The following is a 14,560-nucleotide window of genomic DNA, read 5'->3' as shown; positions in this document are numbered from 1 at the left end:
GTTGAATCGTGGGAGGAGACAGCAGATATGATCAGAATTTTTCGTTTTTTGAAGCCGTACCGTATTCCACTGATCTTCGTGATTGTACTTGTGTTTCTTCAGTCTCTGTCAGAGCTGTACCTGCCGACGCTGATGGCGGATATTGTGAATAAGGGTGTTGTCACAGGGGACATCGGATATATTTGGCGGATCGGGCTGTTCATGCTGGTTGTCGCTCTAGGAGGAATTATTACTTCTATCGCGGCCAGCTATTACTCCTCGAGGGTGGCAACGGGATTCGGCAAGACGCTTCGGAGCAAGGTATTCTCGCATGTGGAGCGGTTCTCGCTGGAAGAGTTCGATAAGCTCGGCACCGCTTCACTCATTACGCGTACGACCAATGATATTACACAGATTCAGCAGGTACTGCTGATGATGATGCGGATGATGGTCAGCGCGCCGCTGCTTGCGATCGGGGGCATCATTATGGCGATGTCGAAGGATAAGACGCTCTCGCTCGTATTTGTGGTAATTATTCCGGTGCTTATGGGCGCGATCCTGCTAATTGCGAGCAGGGGAATTCCGTTATTCAAGATTATCCAGACCCGAATTGACCGGCTGAACCTCGTTCTGCGCGAAGGTCTCACGGGGATCCGTGTCATCCGCTCGTTCAACCGGACCGGGCATGAGGCCAAGCGGTTCGAGAAAGCCAACTTTGACCTCACAGAAACCTCAATCAAAGTGAATAAGGTCATGGCCGCCATGATGCCTACCATGATGCTCGTCCTGAACGTATCGTCCATTGCAATCATATGGTATGGCGGAATCCGTATTGATAACGGCAGTATGGCCGTGGGTGACCTGATCGCATTTCTGCAGTATGCCATGCAGATTATGTTCTCCTTCATCATGGTGTCCATCATGTTCGTGATGGTCCCGAGAGCTTCGGCATCGGCAACCCGGATTAATGAGGTGCTGGATACCCTGCCAGTGATCAAGGATGCGCAAGAGAAGTCTGGGAGACCTGAACCTAGCGAGTATGCCGCCCCTGCTCCAAGCTTAAGCGGATACGTCGAGTTCGAGGATGTCAGCTTCAGCTATCCGGGAGCGGAGCAGCCCGCCGTGTCAGGCATTTCGTTCCGGGCCGAGCCGGGCGAGATTACCGCTATTATCGGGGGAACCGGTTCGGGCAAAACAACACTGATCAGCCTGATCCCCCGCTTTTATGATGTGGACAGCGGCTGTGTGCGGGTTGACGGCCAAGATGTTCGTGACATTCCTCAAGAGGAGCTGCGGAGGAAGATCGGCTTCGTGCCGCAGAAGGCCGTGCTGTTCACCGGCTCCATCGCGGAGAATATCCGCTATGGAAATGAAGCGGCGACGGATGAGGAGGTTAGGCAGGCGGCGCGTATTGCCCAGGCTGAGGAATTCATCTCCGAGATGGAGAAAGGATATGACGCCGAGATATCCCAAGGGGGGAACAATGTATCCGGTGGTCAGAAGCAGCGCTTGTCGATCGCAAGGGCGCTCGTCAGAAGACCTGAGATTTATATCTTTGACGATAGCTTCTCGGCCCTGGACTTCAAGACCGACGCGAAGCTGCGGGCCGCCTTGAAAGATGAGACGGGTGAATCCACCGTCATTATTGTGGCTCAGCGCGTAAGCACGGTGAAGGATGCCGACCGGATTATCGTTATGGATGAGAGCCGCATTGCAGGGATGGGTACCCACCAAGAACTGCTTGAGAACAGCAGGGTCTATCGCGAGATCGTCTATTCCCAGCTGTCAGAGGAGGAGATCGCATGAGTGAGCCGCGCAGACAAGGGCCCCCGCCAGGCGGAGGATTCGGAAGGGGTCATGGACCTGGGGGGCCGGGTATGGTCCTGCCGGGCGAGAAGGCCAAGGACTTCAAAGGCACCCTTCGCAGATTGCTTAGATATTTGCAGCCGCACCGGGCTCAGATTATTGCCGTGATTGCTATGGCTGTACTAAGTACGATATTTAGTATTGTAAGCCCGAAGATTATGGGGAAGGCCACAACCGAGCTGTTTGAAGGGGTGAAAGGCCGCCTGCTGCAGGAGCCCGGAGCACATATCGATTTCGGTTATATATGGCAGATCATTCTGTTCCTGCTTGTTCTGTATATCATTAGCTCTGTGTTCACTTACATCATGCAATTATTAATGGCCGGTGTAGCGCAGAAGACGGTCTACGACCTCAGGCAGGATGTGAATGACAAGCTGGGCAGACTGCCGCTGAAATACTTTGACTCCCGTACGAACGGGGAGATTCTTAGCCGTGCCGTCAATGACGTGGACAATATCAGCACGACGCTGCAGCAGAGCTTGACCCAGCTGATTACCTCGGTGCTGACCATCATTGGGGTAATCGTGATGATGCTGACGATCAGCCCTCTGCTGACCCTGATTGCGCTGGTTACGCTGCCGCTCAGCTTCTTGGCGATCAAGAAGATCAGCGGGAGCTCCCAGAAGCATTTTATCGGTCAACAGCACAATTTGGGGGAACTGAACGGACATGTAGAGGAGATGTATACCGGACACCGGATTATCAAAGCGTTCGGACGTGAGGAGAAGTCGATCGAGAAATTTGACCAGATCAATGAGCGGTTGTATGAATCCGGCTGGAAAGCCCAGTTCATCTCGGGGATGATCATGCCGATCATGAGCTTCATCGGAAATATCGGCTACGTGCTGATCAGTGTCATTGGCGGAATTATGGTCACTCGCAAAGCGATGGATATCGGGGACATTCAGGCCTTCATCCAGTATGTACGGCAGTTCACGATGCCGATCACACAGACCGCCAACATCGCCAACATCATTCAATCTACCGTCGCTTCAGCTGAGCGGGTATTCGAACTGCTTGACGAGGAGGAGGAGGTACCGGAGTCCACTCGGCCAGTCCAGCTTGCCAAAGTTCGGGGAGACGTCGACTTCGAGCATGTAAGCTTCGGGTACAATGATCAGCACATGCTGATTGAGGACATGAATATAGAGGTCAAGCAGGGACAGACGATTGCGATTGTCGGACCAACGGGGGCGGGCAAGACGACACTCATTAATCTGCTCATGCGCTTCTATGAGGTGAATGAAGGCCGGATCACTGTAGACGGGGTGAATATTGCCGACTTCAAGCGGGGAGAACTGCGGAACCTGTTCGGGATGGTCCTTCAGGACACCTGGCTCTTCAATGGGACGATCCGTGACAATATCGCGTATGGCCGCATTGGAGCTTCGGAAGAGGAGGTCGTTGCGGCAGCCAGGACTGCGCATGCGGATCACTTCATCCGCACACTGCCGGATGGATACGACACGGTTCTCAACGAAGAAGCCTCCAACATATCTCAAGGCCAGAAGCAGCTTCTGACCATAGCCCGCGCTATTCTCGCCGATCCGTCTATTCTCATCCTGGATGAAGCGACAAGCAGTGTCGACACCCGGACCGAGGTGCTGATTCAGCAGGCAATGAATGAGCTGATGAAGAACAGGACCAGCTTCGTCATCGCCCATCGTCTGTCCACGATCCGGGATGCGAGTCTGATTCTGGTGATGAATCATGGGAAAGTCATCGAGAAAGGCACGCATGAGGATCTGCTGCAACAGGGCGGCTTCTACGCTGACCTGTACAACAGCCAGTTCAATAACAGCAGCCGGGAGGCCGTAGGGTAAGCGTTGATTGAATAGAGCAGCATTTCAGCTAAATATGAGTATTAATAAGTTCGAAGAGCCTCACATCCGTGTATTGCGGGAGTGAGGCTATTTGGCTGGTAATCAGCCCCTAAGCAACTGAGAACCTGAGCGACAGAGCAACAGATATTGCATACGAAATCGCTAATCCTTTAAGGATATTTCCACTTATAAGCTGCCTCTATTTGAAAATTCAGTGTAATTTATAGATCCTGGGTTGCGGAAACACACATTGGGTATATATAATATGACTTGGAAATGACCCGCGGGTCATTACTCTTGAGAATAGGGGTTCGATTCCCGGGGTTTAGGAATTACTGAATAATGGAGGAGGAATGCAAGTGGATCAGCCTAAGAAAGGTTTCGGCGCCTGGGTCTCTAGCCGGCGCGGTAAATGGATCATGCTGGCGCTGTGGGTCATTCTTGCTGCGGCTCTTAGCGCGATATGGCCAGGTGTGAACAAAGAGGAGATTAATAATTCTCCGAATTTATCTGACAGTAAGCCGTCGGTTCAGGCTGAAGCCGTGGCAAGCCGTGAGTTTCCTACAGGGGAAGGCCTGCCGGCCATCATCGTCTGGCACCGGGAGGGCGGCCTGAAGGATGAGGATTTAATACATATTCAACAGCTTACCGCAGAGGTGGAGAAGTCGCCCCTGCCTGAGCAGGTCTTCGTAGTACCGCTGCACAAAGCGCCGCTGCCTGCGCTGAAAGCGGAGTTGTCCAAGGACGGCAGCACGCTTGCTGCACCGATTGTATTTGATAAGTCCGCGGAGACAGACCAGCTCAAGACGAGCCTGGATAAGTTCAAGAGCCAGGCTGCCGCGGAGTTCGGGAACGATCCTTTTGCGGTCGAGGATACCTCGGGCGGGGAGATGACAGCCAGAATCACAGGTCCCGTCGGAATCTCGGTTGATGCAACGGGATTGTTCAAGAACGCGGATTTCTCTCTGCTTTTATCCACGGTGGTACTGGTTCTTGTCATCCTGCTTCTGATCTACCGCTCGCCTATTCTGGCTCTGATTCCGCTTGTTGCGGTCGGCTTTGCTTATGGAGTGATCAGCCCACTGCTGGGCATCATGGCTCACAAAGGCTGGATCGTGGCCGACTCGCAGTCCATATCCATAATGACGGTACTGCTGTTCGGCGCCGGAACCGATTATTGTCTGTTCCTGATCTCCAGGTTCCGTCAGCTGCTGCATGAAGAAGACAGCAAGAGCAAGGCTCTGCTGCGGGCCATTACGAGCACCTCGGGAGCGATAGCCATGAGCGGATTCACGGTGGTGCTGTCCTTGTTCGCTCTATTGCTTGCGGAATATGGTTCTTATCACCGCTTTGCCATACCGTTCAGCATCTCAATCCTCATCATGGGGATTGCCAGCCTCACGCTGGTGCCCGCTCTGCTTGCGATCTTCGGAAGGGCATCCTTCTGGCCGCTCATTCCGCGCACCCCGGACATGGAACAGTCACGCGCCCGTGCCAAAGGCAGATCCGTAAGAAAGCGTAAGCCGGATGCGATGCGGATTGGCAGCTTTGTTGTACGCAGACCGTGGACTGTCATGCTCATCACGGTTCTTATGCTCGGTGTCCTTGCCGCATTTTCTACACAGATCAAATTCACTTATGACATTCTATCCTCATTTCCAAAAAATATGGCTTCAAGAGAAGGCTTTGACATCATCGGTAAGCAGTTCTCCAAGGGTGAGCTTGCTCCGGTGAAATTAATGGTGGATACAAAAGGCAATTCTACAGATCTTGGCGAGAAGCTGGAAAAGCTGGATTTCGTGGATAAGGTGGGTGAGCCCAAGCAGGGTAAGGAGAATCCGCAGATTCTCGCTTATGATGTCCAGTTCAAGATGAACCCGTATTCTATGGAGGCTATGGATCACATTCCGGACCTGCGTCTCGCCTCTGAGCAGGCGCTTAAGGAAGCGGGTGTGTCTGCGCCTGGGCAATCTGTCTGGATCAGCGGGCCTACGGCAACCCAGTATGATACGAAGGTTACGGGCGACCGGGATACGCGCATCATCATTCCTGTTGTCATTGGCCTAATCACCCTGCTGCTGCTCATCTATCTGCGCTCCGTGGTAGCCACGGTGTATCTGGTCCTTACGGTTATTCTCTCCTACTTCTCGGCGCTTGGCCTGGGGTGGATTATTCTTCACTACGGGCTGGGGGCCGAAGCCATACAAGGCGCGATTCCGCTATACTCTTTCGTCTTCCTTGTAGCGCTGGGCGAGGACTACAATATCTTCATGATCTCAAGCATTTGGGAGAAAAGAAAGCATATGCCGCTCAAACAGGCCATCCGTGAAGGAGTCAGCGAGACGGGCTCTGTGATTACCTCAGCCGGCATTATACTCGCAGGCACATTCGCGGTGCTTGCGAGCCTGCCGATCCAGGTGCTCGTTCACTTCGGCATTATCACAGCTGTCGGCGTGCTGCTGGATACCTTCATCGTGCGGCCGTTCCTGGTTCCGGCCATTACCGTGCTGCTTGGCCGCTGGGCCTTCTGGCCGGGCAAGCACGTGCCGGTCCCGGACCAGGCTGCCTCCACCGCAGATCGGGCGAGGTAAGCAGGATGAACAAATAACGAACAAGGCGCTCCGTTACCGGAGCGCCTTGTTCGTGTGTTCTTGCTAACCATATACACGCTAATTACATGAATTGACGTGCTGCTATATAAGCCATTACTTCGCCAGCAGGTACACGCCCACCAGAATCACGGCAACGCCCGCGATTTTGGTCGCCGTGATCGCTTCGCCGAAGAGGAAGTAAGCGGCAACCATTGCGAAGACATAAGCCAAGCTCTGCATCGGGTAGGCCACCGTTAGCGGCAGCCGGTTCAGCACGGCGAACCAGAGCAGGGTGGCGATTCCGTACAAGGCAAGTCCGCCGAGAATGGTCGGCGAGAAGACTAGTTTGGTCCATTGTCCAATACCGGACAGGCCGCCATTCTTCTGCAGGCCGATCTTGAACAGAATCTGCCCGGTAACCAGCAGCAGGATATTGCCGAGCAGGTAGGCGTAACTAATCATTTTGTCCATGACGGGACTCCTTTTCTTTGCGGATCGTCAGCTCTTGTGTCAATCTGAGGACTTGATTGGAGAGCTTCGTCACAACCAGCGTCAGATGCAGAATGAAGGCGAAGCAGAAGAGCAGACCGAACAGGAACAGCATGGCCGGCGCATATTTGACACCAAGCCAGGAAGCAATGGTCTCAATGAATCGGACGTTGAGCGAAATGATGAACAAGAGAACCCCGAACAGAATCCAGAGCAGGGAGTACTGCTCCTTCAGCTTCTGATGGCGAACCAGCTCAAGTACAATGGCAAGGAATAAGAACGATAATATTACGGAAAGGAAGTATATGGTCACCCGATCTCACCGGCTTTCGGTTTGTCATAACGGACCGCGCTCATCAGCACAGAGAGCGTAACCTTGATCATATAATATACGGACCTGATTGGTGTAATCGAGGACTTCCCGGTCTCTCTGGAGCGCATTTCGGTGGAGACCTCTGTAAGCTTGCAGCCCCTGCGCTTCAAATAGACGATCGATTCCACTTCGGGATAGTCCATTGGGTAATACTCGGAATACAGATTAATCACCTTGCGTCCCGCTGCGCGGAATCCGCTGGTGGTGTCCGTGAACTTCTGGCGGGTCACCAGGGTCACCAGCTTGGAGAAAAAGATGATGCCGACCCGGCGCGCGCTGGATGAACGGTAGGAGGTAGCCTCCACGAACCTTGAGCCGATCACGAGATCGTGATCCGAGGCTTTGGCGATCAGCTTGGGCAGCTCCTCGGCAGGATGCTGACCGTCCGCATCCATCTGGATCGCTACATCATAGCCGTTGTTGCGCGCATACATGTAGCCGGTCTGCATCCCTCCTCCGATTCCTACGTTAAAAGGCATGGTCAGCACATGTGCCCCGGCTCCAAGTGCCAGCTCTTCGGTACGGTCTGTAGACCCGTCGTTCACAACGACAATGTCCGCCTCCGGCGCATGTGTATTAATATCCTGGATAACCCGCACAATACTTCCCTCTTCGTTATATGCCGGAATAATGATGAGTATCTTCATCGGATGCCTGTTCCTCCCTGATTTGCGTTAAGCAATGGTTCTTTGTGTCTCATAGCGATACATCGGTCAATCAGATAAGCTGCGAATAAGAACAATATGATTACATTAGGATAACCATAACGGTTGAAGGCCACGAATGGCTGGTAGATGAGTGTAAAATAAGCCAGCGTAAGCAGCAGCGGCAGCATTCGCTCCATCCGGTGCTTGATCAGCGCCCAGACAAGCCCGATAATACTTACCGCCATCATAATCATTTGAAGCACGTTCATCACCGGGCGGGTGATCGGCCAGAAAGGCCGGGAATAGAACGGATGAATATAAAGTTCGACCCATCGGCCTAAAGTATACCAGTACGTATATTTCACCGGTTCATGCAAGAATCCGTATTTGATAATATCGAGGCCTTTGGCGACCGCGGTGCTGTCTGAACCTTGAAAGATCGTCTTCGGGTCATATTCCGGGTGCTCTACGAAGAATCCGGCAGGAGGCAATGCTCCGCGAATTTTGGTGCCCAGCAGGAAGGGGCTTCCCCCCGAGTTGGTGAACAGAATGAACTTGTCAAAGGTGATCATATTCCGTATCCACCAAGGCAGAAGGCACACAATATAGACTGCGGCCATGGCGCCTGCATATTTGACAATCTCTCTCCAAGGCGTCCGCTGCTTCCACCACAATATGAAGAAGATGGCCGGATACAAGGTCGCATGCGGCTTGAGATAAGCGGCAGCCGCGACAAGCAGACCAATGAGAATATACCAGAACGTCTTCCGCTTATCCATGGCGACAAAAGCCAGACAGATCAGCAGCAGCTGCATGGTACGGAACGTGGTCTCGGACAGAATGCTTCCCGATGAGAAGTAATCCGGCGGATAGACGACACAGATGGCTGCGGTAATTAAGGCAACTCGTGTATTAAATACGCGGCGGCCAATAATGAAGATCAGATAGACGGAGAAAGCCTGCATGACACATTGGAGAATGCGGAAGGCATTAATGCCCACATCATCCTGTCCAAAAACAGCCATGACACCTGCCAGCAGAATCGGCATTCCCGGCATAATGAAGGCAGAGGGCTGCTCACCGGAATTGTAGGCGAGTATCCCCTCATTTAGCAGCAGCTTGGCGCTGTGAATGTACTTTACGTCATCATTGTTGCGTTTAATCAGATCCCCGAGCAGAAAGTAGTTGTTATAGCTCAGTACAATAATACAAGAGAGAATGAGCACGAGCGCGATGAACACCGCAAGAAGCCGTTTTGCAGGACGGCTGACCTCGGATAAAGAGAACAATTTAATTTCAACCCCACTCTATAATATATGGAAAATTACAGGATTTACCGGATGTTGCCCATTGTCCATGTTATCTCAAATTCCATGAAAGTTCCATGCTTATCTTTCAAACGTTGTATTATTGTAAAAAGTTACTGTGGGGTCATCCTACAGCCCAGGTAAATCATGGACCCGGCTTCGGAGCAGACTGGACGAGATCCTCCAAAGCCTGGGCCGAGTCCACCGCTCCGCGGTTGATCGCCTCCCATAAGTACAGGCTGGCAATGCCCCGTAAGGTGTCCAGAGAGATGGGGTATCTACTCTTATGGTGCAGGTCTCCATCGAATCAGGATAAGGTGAACTCGGGGAGGATACGTTCTGACAACCTAAAGAGAGGGCTGCAGATCTTCTGCAACCCTCCTCAATGTCATCCGGCCATGCTTGGTACCTATATTTTAGCTGGATTGAACCCGTATTTCAACCATGTCCGGCGCGGCTTAACAGCACGTTTCATTCATGCCCGGAGGGACTAATGTGAAGTTTACTGTAAATAAATTGTTTTAAGCATGTTTTTTTTGGGTAAAAGACTAGTTAATTGTTCTAAATCCCCTTGATTTCCATTATAATAGGACATACTAAGTCTGCTTTAACGGAAATTACGAAGAAATAAGGGGAATATATTGAACAGAACGATAGCGAAGCATATTTTTGATGAGTTGGTGGCGAGAACAGGCAGTCAAGTTAACGTCCGTATTCGGAGCCGGTTCCCTGGGGGACGGAATGTAGGCGGCAAATATAGTATGAATGAGCATGGCATTACCATGTACTTGGAAGAGATCAGGAAGCAATGTATGAACATCTTTGGATCCCTTGAGCGATATGAGGAGGTTCTGAGAATCGTGTTCGCCCATGAGCTGGGGCACTCTGCGGATCGCGATCTATCCACGCTCTCCGATCAGTTCGATATGTGCGAGGATGAGCTTGAGCGCAAGAAGATTGCTCTGCTGATTGAGGAGAACGCTTGGCACTACGCGGAGGAGATCCTCCCCGAGGTGGATCAAAGTGTGCTGCAGACCATGATTTATGTCTCGCTTCAATCCTACCGGGAAGCTATTGCACAAGAAATTGCATAAGAACCACATGAAGAAGGAGGACGCCCTGGGCGTCCTCCTTCTTCATGTAACACTATTCCCCGATACTAATAATGCCCGAATCTACGCGGGCCTTAATGACATCGGTCGTTGTCCGTGGTGAATCCGGAACCTCTACTACTCCCGACTCGGCTTGCGCATCGTAGAACCCTTTAAAGTTCGGATTAGCCTCTACTTCAATCATACCTGAATCAGCTTCCAGATCAAGCTGTGTGGCCTGTTGATCCTGAATCCGGATGCTGCCTGACGATGTCTTCAGGCTGCCGTTCCCCACCCAGTGATCAAGCTCAAGATTACCTGATTCTGCGCTAAGCGCAACATCGGCTTGAACTTTCTCCGCTTTAATAATACCCGAGTCTACAGATGCCTTCAGTGTCTTGGCCTGGACAGAACTCAGCTTGATCACGCCTGAACTGGCTGAAATATGAATCTGATCCGCCTGAGTTCCCTTGAACTCCACATCAGCCGAGTCCAGATTGGCTTCAACCTTGGCCAGTTCGGCTGGGTCAGATAAGGCAACGGTCATATGCTGCTTGTAAGATTGGAAGTTCACGTTGAAGAACCGGAACTCGCTATCGTTAGACAGGTCAACCTCAAGTCTTCCTCCGTTCACACTGACTTGGTCAAGCTTATGAATTACATTTTGATTCGTGTTCCCCGAGAGCTCCACATAATTGCTGCCATTCTGGCTCTGGATGAATTCGGCTTCTATGGAAGCGGAACTGCTGTTGATCACAAGCTCCTTGAGCTCGCCCGGGCTAAATGTCCACTTCTTAGTATAAGAAGGGAGCTCGTCACCGAACGCGAATTTCTGGGCAGCCATGCCTCCGGCCCCAACAATCATAAGCAGGATGGCTAAGATAGCAAATTTTTTCATAATTAAGCATCTCCTTTGGCAAGGTGGTAGTTCCAGCTGAGGTATTTGCGCGTTGTGAAGAGCACGCCTTTAAGCAGACCTTTGGAGCCTATACCAAGCAGAATTCCGAGTCCAACCATGAAGATACTGGCGAACCATTTGGCAGGCGATACGGTGTAGAATATCATATCCATAACTAATAGCGCAGGGCTTAAGATTCCGGCCAAAGCCGCTGCCATGATAGAGATGACAACCGCCCAGAAGGCAATCATCAGCGGAGCCAGCACGATATTCATGAAGAACATGCCAATCAGAACGAACACCTGGGCTGTAATACCTCTTCCCGGACGCTGTGCGGGAGCGGCTGTATGCTGCTGGGATTGCTTCTTATTAGGGTCGTGATACCAGTACACAGGCTCCTGTGAGATGAACCGCTCCCCGAGCGCTTCCTTGGCAAGCTCATGTGGATCGCCTAGCTCGCTTACGATCTCTTCCTCCGACTTGCCATTTTGCTTGCCGAAAGCGAAATGAGCTTCATAATCCTCAAGCAGTTCCAGTCTTTCCTCCGGAGGCAGCTGGGACAGCTGCACGCTTAGCTGGGTAAGAAATTCATGTTTTGTCATAATAGTGGCCCTCTCTCGATTAATCTCGATACGCTGTATACGAATTGCTTCCATTCGGTGACTAATTTCTTCATGTGGGTCTCACCGGTTGATGTAAGCTTGTAATATTTCCGCGGTGGTCCTCCTGTAGACTCCTGCAAATACGTGGTGCAGTATCCATCGTTGACCAACCTGCGAAGCAGCGGATATAGAGCGCCCTCGGCGACCTCAATATGCTCGGAGACGGATTGGGCTAATTCATATCCGTAGCGGTCCCGCTCATGAATGAGCACAAGCACACACAGCTCCAGAGCACCTTTCTTGAATTGGATACTGATATCCAAGGGACATCCCCTCTTTTTCATGTGTGGTGTAATCCTTAGTACTGAACATTAATTAGTATCTGAGCTAAATAGTATCATGCACTACTGAATAATGCAACATACTGATTATAAATTAATAAATACGTAAGATTTGACGGCCTGCAACTTCTGCGGCGGGATGGGCGTTATAGGGTCAGGAGATAGGGGGGGGACAGAGTGAGAAAAGCAGGCTTCGCAATCTTGCTGCTGATGATGCTACTAACCATGGGGTATTCTATCGGGGCGGGTACCCCTAAGCCGCATTTGTATCGGGGAGATGAGAAGGCGGCAGAGGCATACATCCAATCAAAAGGTTACTCAATTACAGGCTACCGGGGCGAGCTGAGTACATACACCCTGCAGAAGTCGTTGCTCCGGGAGATCTGGTGCGAACAGATCTGGTCGGTTCAGAGCGAACCGCCGGAGAATTACTGGGGCAGGGAGATAACCACCTATGGATTCGTTGTGGAGAATCACCCCTTGTCGAAGAAGCTTCAGCTTCCTGTCGAAGTGAACATGATGATGACAGACGGCAGAGTTATAGGCGGGTATTCCTTCCCTCATTCCGATGAGCCCCTGGTTGGCGCAGTCTATTCCCTGGAGGGGAAGGTGCTTGAGGAACTGACAGGGCTGACTTTTGCAGAGTGGAAGAGCCGCTGGGAGGAGAAGTATGGGGATCAGACTGGCAATTAAGAGACTTGAATCATGGATATGGCCAAATAAAATGACGTACTCACGAGCCCGTGATGTACGTCATTTTTTAGTTCCTCAAGGTAAGCGCTTTGGTCTACTGCAGCATACTGGCTTAAGTCAGCATACAGTCTAGTGTTGTGAATCGTAAGGCTTCAACGGCTCTGTGGCCGGGCCTTCGATCACCTCGCCCTTATGGTCGAACCGGGAGCCGTGACATGGGCAATCCCAGGTGCGCTCCCCTTCATTCCAGTTCACCTCACAGCCCATATGGGTGCAGGTGGCGTCCACAATGAACAGCTTGCCGTCCTTGTCCTTGTAGGCAGCCGCCTTTTTCCCCAGATGTCGAACCAGACTTCCCTCATCAGGCTTAAGATCGTCGGCCTTGCGGTGAATGATATCCAGCTTGCCGGCGATAAGTTCCTTGGCCACATTCGCATTCTCGGCTACCAGATTCCTGATGCTCGGGTCCGCCTTGAATCTGGACGGAGTGAACAGCTCCGCGTATCGGTTCTCCCGGTTCAGAATCAAGTCCCGGATGAGGAGCGCGGACAGGGTTCCGTTCGTCATACCCCATTTGGCAAATCCGGTCGCCACATAGATATTCGGATGCTTGTCGCTCAGCCGTCCGATGTAAGGAACCTCGTCCAGGGTGATCAGATCCTGGGCAGACCAGCGGTAGGGAATCCGCTTGGAGCCCAGCAGCTCCCCTCCGAACAGCTCCAGATTCTCGTAGTATCTGATGGTGCACAGCCCCTGCCCCGTCTTGTGGTTCTCTCCGCCGACAATGACGACCTCGCGTCCATCCAGCTTGGCTGAGCGCAGTGATCTTGAAGGAGAGCCCGCACTCAGATACATGCCCCCGACATAGGAGGTCTCCGGTTCAATGGCTATAGCATAGGACCTCTCGGCATGAAGGCGGGCGAAGAAGAGGCCGCCCCCGTCATAGAACGGGAAGTGGGTGGCTGCAACCACTTTGTTGCATTTAAGTGTATGCCCGTCCGAGGTCTTCAGATGCAGAACTCCGTTCTCCTCCTGAATCTCCCCGCTAAGCATGGTCTGCTCGTATATGGTTCCGCCGTGTGCCGCAATGTAATCAAGCATCGTTACCAAATAGTGAAGCGGATGGAACTGGGCCTGATCCGGCATCTTAATAGCCCCCTTGACCAGAAGGGGAATCGGGATGGACTCCGTCCATTCCCCAGGCAGACCCAGCTTCTCATAGGCAGACCATTCCTTCTGCAGCTGCTTGAGGGACTCGTCCGTATCGGCGTACAGATAGGCGTCCTGCTTCTCAAGATCACAATCAATTCCATGCTCGGCAACGGTCCGGCGAATGAACTCCATAGCTTCATGATTGGCATCGTGATACAGCCGGGCCTGTTCCTCGCCAAAATGCTGAAGCAGCTTGTCATAGATTAACCCATGCTGCGTTGTAATCTTGGCTGTTGTATAGCCGGTGGTGCCCTCAAGCACCCGGTTCATGTCGACCAGAGTAACTTTTACTCCCTCTTTAGCTAGCAAGTATGCAGTGGTTATCCCAGCGATCCCTGCCCCGATAACGGCAACATCGGTATATATTGTCTCCTGCAATTTGTCGAAGACAGGCAGATCCGTGGTGCTTCTCCACAGGGACTCGGGGAACCTTGGGAGGTCACTATGCGGTGGAATGGAACTGTTCATGAATATTAGCCTCCTATCAAATGGCAACTCTTGTTATTCATTTATTACCATTTATGAGGGTTTAGAAACGGATATCCGCGAAAGCTGACGGCCCTCTCCGGGCAGAGGACGGTCTGCGCGGGATAGTCCTTGCGTGGCAGGTTCGTATAAGAGGACCTCTCAGAGTAAATAATGGAATTA

At 51.9% G+C, this 14,560-nt stretch carries 13 protein-coding genes; 5 read left to right on the top strand and 8 right to left on the bottom strand.

What is annotated here, in order from left to right; all coding sequences use genetic code 11:
* The first annotated feature begins 27 nt into the window (after nucleotides 1–27).
* The 3 genes from LDO05_RS17135 (at nucleotide 28) to LDO05_RS17125 (ending at nucleotide 6,259) form a co-directional block, all read left to right on the top strand.
* A complete protein-coding gene (locus LDO05_RS17135; protein ID WP_251376521.1) occupies nucleotides 28–1,785 on the top strand; it encodes an ABC transporter ATP-binding protein in 1,758 nt (585 codons plus the stop codon).
* Nucleotides 1,782–3,668: an ABC transporter ATP-binding protein gene (locus tag LDO05_RS17130; RefSeq protein WP_276575523.1), complete on the top strand. Its 1,887-nt coding sequence runs from the start codon at nucleotides 1,782–1,784 to the stop codon at nucleotides 3,666–3,668. Before LDO05_RS17135 ends, LDO05_RS17130 begins: the two co-directional genes overlap by 4 nt.
* A gap of 419 nt (nucleotides 3,669–4,087) precedes the next feature.
* Nucleotides 4,088–6,259, top strand: coding sequence for an MMPL family transporter (locus tag LDO05_RS17125; RefSeq protein ID WP_481857066.1), 2,172 nt, complete (start codon nucleotides 4,088–4,090; stop codon nucleotides 6,257–6,259).
* A 114-nt stretch (nucleotides 6,260–6,373) separates the two neighbouring features.
* Here the strand turns inward: LDO05_RS17125 and LDO05_RS17120 are convergent, their stop codons facing one another.
* Genes LDO05_RS17120 through LDO05_RS17105 form a run of 4 tightly spaced genes read right to left on the bottom strand, consistent with a single transcriptional unit; the run spans nucleotide 6,374 to nucleotide 9,057 of the window.
* Entirely contained in the window at nucleotides 6,374–6,730 is a 357-nt protein-coding gene (locus tag LDO05_RS17120) for an EamA family transporter (RefSeq protein ID WP_251376519.1), read from the bottom strand.
* Nucleotides 6,714–7,061, bottom strand: coding sequence for a DUF2304 domain-containing protein (locus LDO05_RS17115; protein ID WP_251376518.1), 348 nt, complete (start codon nucleotides 7,059–7,061; stop codon nucleotides 6,714–6,716). The genes LDO05_RS17120 and LDO05_RS17115 overlap by 17 nt, the downstream gene beginning before the upstream one ends.
* Entirely contained in the window at nucleotides 7,058–7,768 is a 711-nt protein-coding gene (locus tag LDO05_RS17110) for a glycosyltransferase family 2 protein (RefSeq protein ID WP_251376517.1), read from the bottom strand. Before LDO05_RS17110 ends, LDO05_RS17115 begins: the two co-directional genes overlap by 4 nt.
* Nucleotides 7,765–9,057 (bottom strand): ArnT family glycosyltransferase, encoded by a 1,293-nt coding sequence (locus LDO05_RS17105; protein ID WP_251376516.1) that lies wholly within the window; start codon nucleotides 9,055–9,057, stop codon nucleotides 7,765–7,767. Before LDO05_RS17105 ends, LDO05_RS17110 begins: the two co-directional genes overlap by 4 nt.
* A gap of 659 nt (nucleotides 9,058–9,716) precedes the next feature.
* Between LDO05_RS17105 and LDO05_RS17100 the strand changes: the two genes are divergently transcribed.
* Complete coding sequence (locus LDO05_RS17100; RefSeq protein ID WP_251376515.1) at nucleotides 9,717–10,169, top strand: hypothetical protein; 453 nt, start codon at nucleotides 9,717–9,719, stop codon at nucleotides 10,167–10,169.
* Nucleotides 10,170–10,221: 52 nt separating this feature from the next.
* On the opposite strand, the gene LDO05_RS17095 is transcribed toward LDO05_RS17100, so the two are convergent.
* The 3 genes from LDO05_RS17095 to LDO05_RS17085 are packed head-to-tail and all read right to left on the bottom strand — an operon-like array spanning nucleotide 10,222 to nucleotide 11,989.
* Nucleotides 10,222–11,064: a DUF4097 family beta strand repeat-containing protein gene (locus LDO05_RS17095; RefSeq protein WP_251376514.1), complete on the bottom strand. Its 843-nt coding sequence runs from the start codon at nucleotides 11,062–11,064 to the stop codon at nucleotides 10,222–10,224.
* Nucleotides 11,065–11,066: 2 nt separating this feature from the next.
* Entirely contained in the window at nucleotides 11,067–11,666 is a 600-nt protein-coding gene (locus tag LDO05_RS17090) for an HAAS signaling domain-containing protein (protein ID WP_251376513.1), read from the bottom strand.
* Entirely contained in the window at nucleotides 11,663–11,989 is a 327-nt protein-coding gene (locus tag LDO05_RS17085; RefSeq protein WP_251376512.1) for a PadR family transcriptional regulator, read from the bottom strand. The genes LDO05_RS17090 and LDO05_RS17085 overlap by 4 nt, the downstream gene beginning before the upstream one ends.
* Nucleotides 11,990–12,184: 195 nt before the next feature.
* On the opposite strand from LDO05_RS17085, the gene LDO05_RS17080 reads away from it, so the two are divergent.
* The gene (locus tag LDO05_RS17080) at nucleotides 12,185–12,700 is read left to right on the top strand and encodes a hypothetical protein (protein WP_251376511.1); all 516 of its coding nucleotides are present in this window, start codon (nucleotides 12,185–12,187) and stop codon (nucleotides 12,698–12,700) included.
* A 129-nt stretch (nucleotides 12,701–12,829) separates the two neighbouring features.
* Here LDO05_RS17080 and LDO05_RS17075 read toward each other — a convergent pair whose 3' ends face one another.
* Nucleotides 12,830–14,380, bottom strand: coding sequence for an FAD-dependent oxidoreductase (locus LDO05_RS17075; protein ID WP_251376510.1), 1,551 nt, complete (start codon nucleotides 14,378–14,380; stop codon nucleotides 12,830–12,832).
* Nucleotides 14,381–14,560 lie beyond the last annotated feature (180 nt).

This window comes from Paenibacillus sp. YPG26, from assembly GCF_023704175.1.
Lineage (GTDB): Bacteria > Bacillota > Bacilli > Paenibacillales > Paenibacillaceae > Fontibacillus.
This window is presented reverse-complemented; position numbering and strand designations above follow the sequence as displayed.

Excerpts from the sequence above, each read along its gene's own strand:
- LDO05_RS17110 (WP_251376517.1), bottom strand. The coding sequence starts at position 7,768 with ATGAAGATACTCATCATTATTCCGGCATATAACGAAGAGGGAAGTATT.
- LDO05_RS17125 (WP_481857066.1), top strand. The coding sequence starts at position 4,088 with ATGCTGGCGCTGTGGGTCATTCTTGCTGCGGCTCTTAGCGCGATATGG.
- LDO05_RS17095 (WP_251376514.1), bottom strand. The coding sequence starts at position 11,064 with ATGAAAAAATTTGCTATCTTAGCCATCCTGCTTATGATTGTTGGGGCC.
- LDO05_RS17135 (WP_251376521.1), top strand. The coding sequence starts at position 28 with ATGATCAGAATTTTTCGTTTTTTGAAGCCGTACCGTATTCCACTGATC.
- LDO05_RS17090 (WP_251376513.1), bottom strand. The coding sequence starts at position 11,666 with ATGACAAAACATGAATTTCTTACCCAGCTAAGCGTGCAGCTGTCCCAG.
- LDO05_RS17120 (WP_251376519.1), bottom strand. The coding sequence starts at position 6,730 with ATGGACAAAATGATTAGTTACGCCTACCTGCTCGGCAATATCCTGCTG.
- LDO05_RS17130 (WP_276575523.1), top strand. The coding sequence starts at position 1,782 with ATGAGTGAGCCGCGCAGACAAGGGCCCCCGCCAGGCGGAGGATTCGGA.
- LDO05_RS17075 (WP_251376510.1), bottom strand. The coding sequence starts at position 14,380 with ATGAACAGTTCCATTCCACCGCATAGTGACCTCCCAAGGTTCCCCGAG.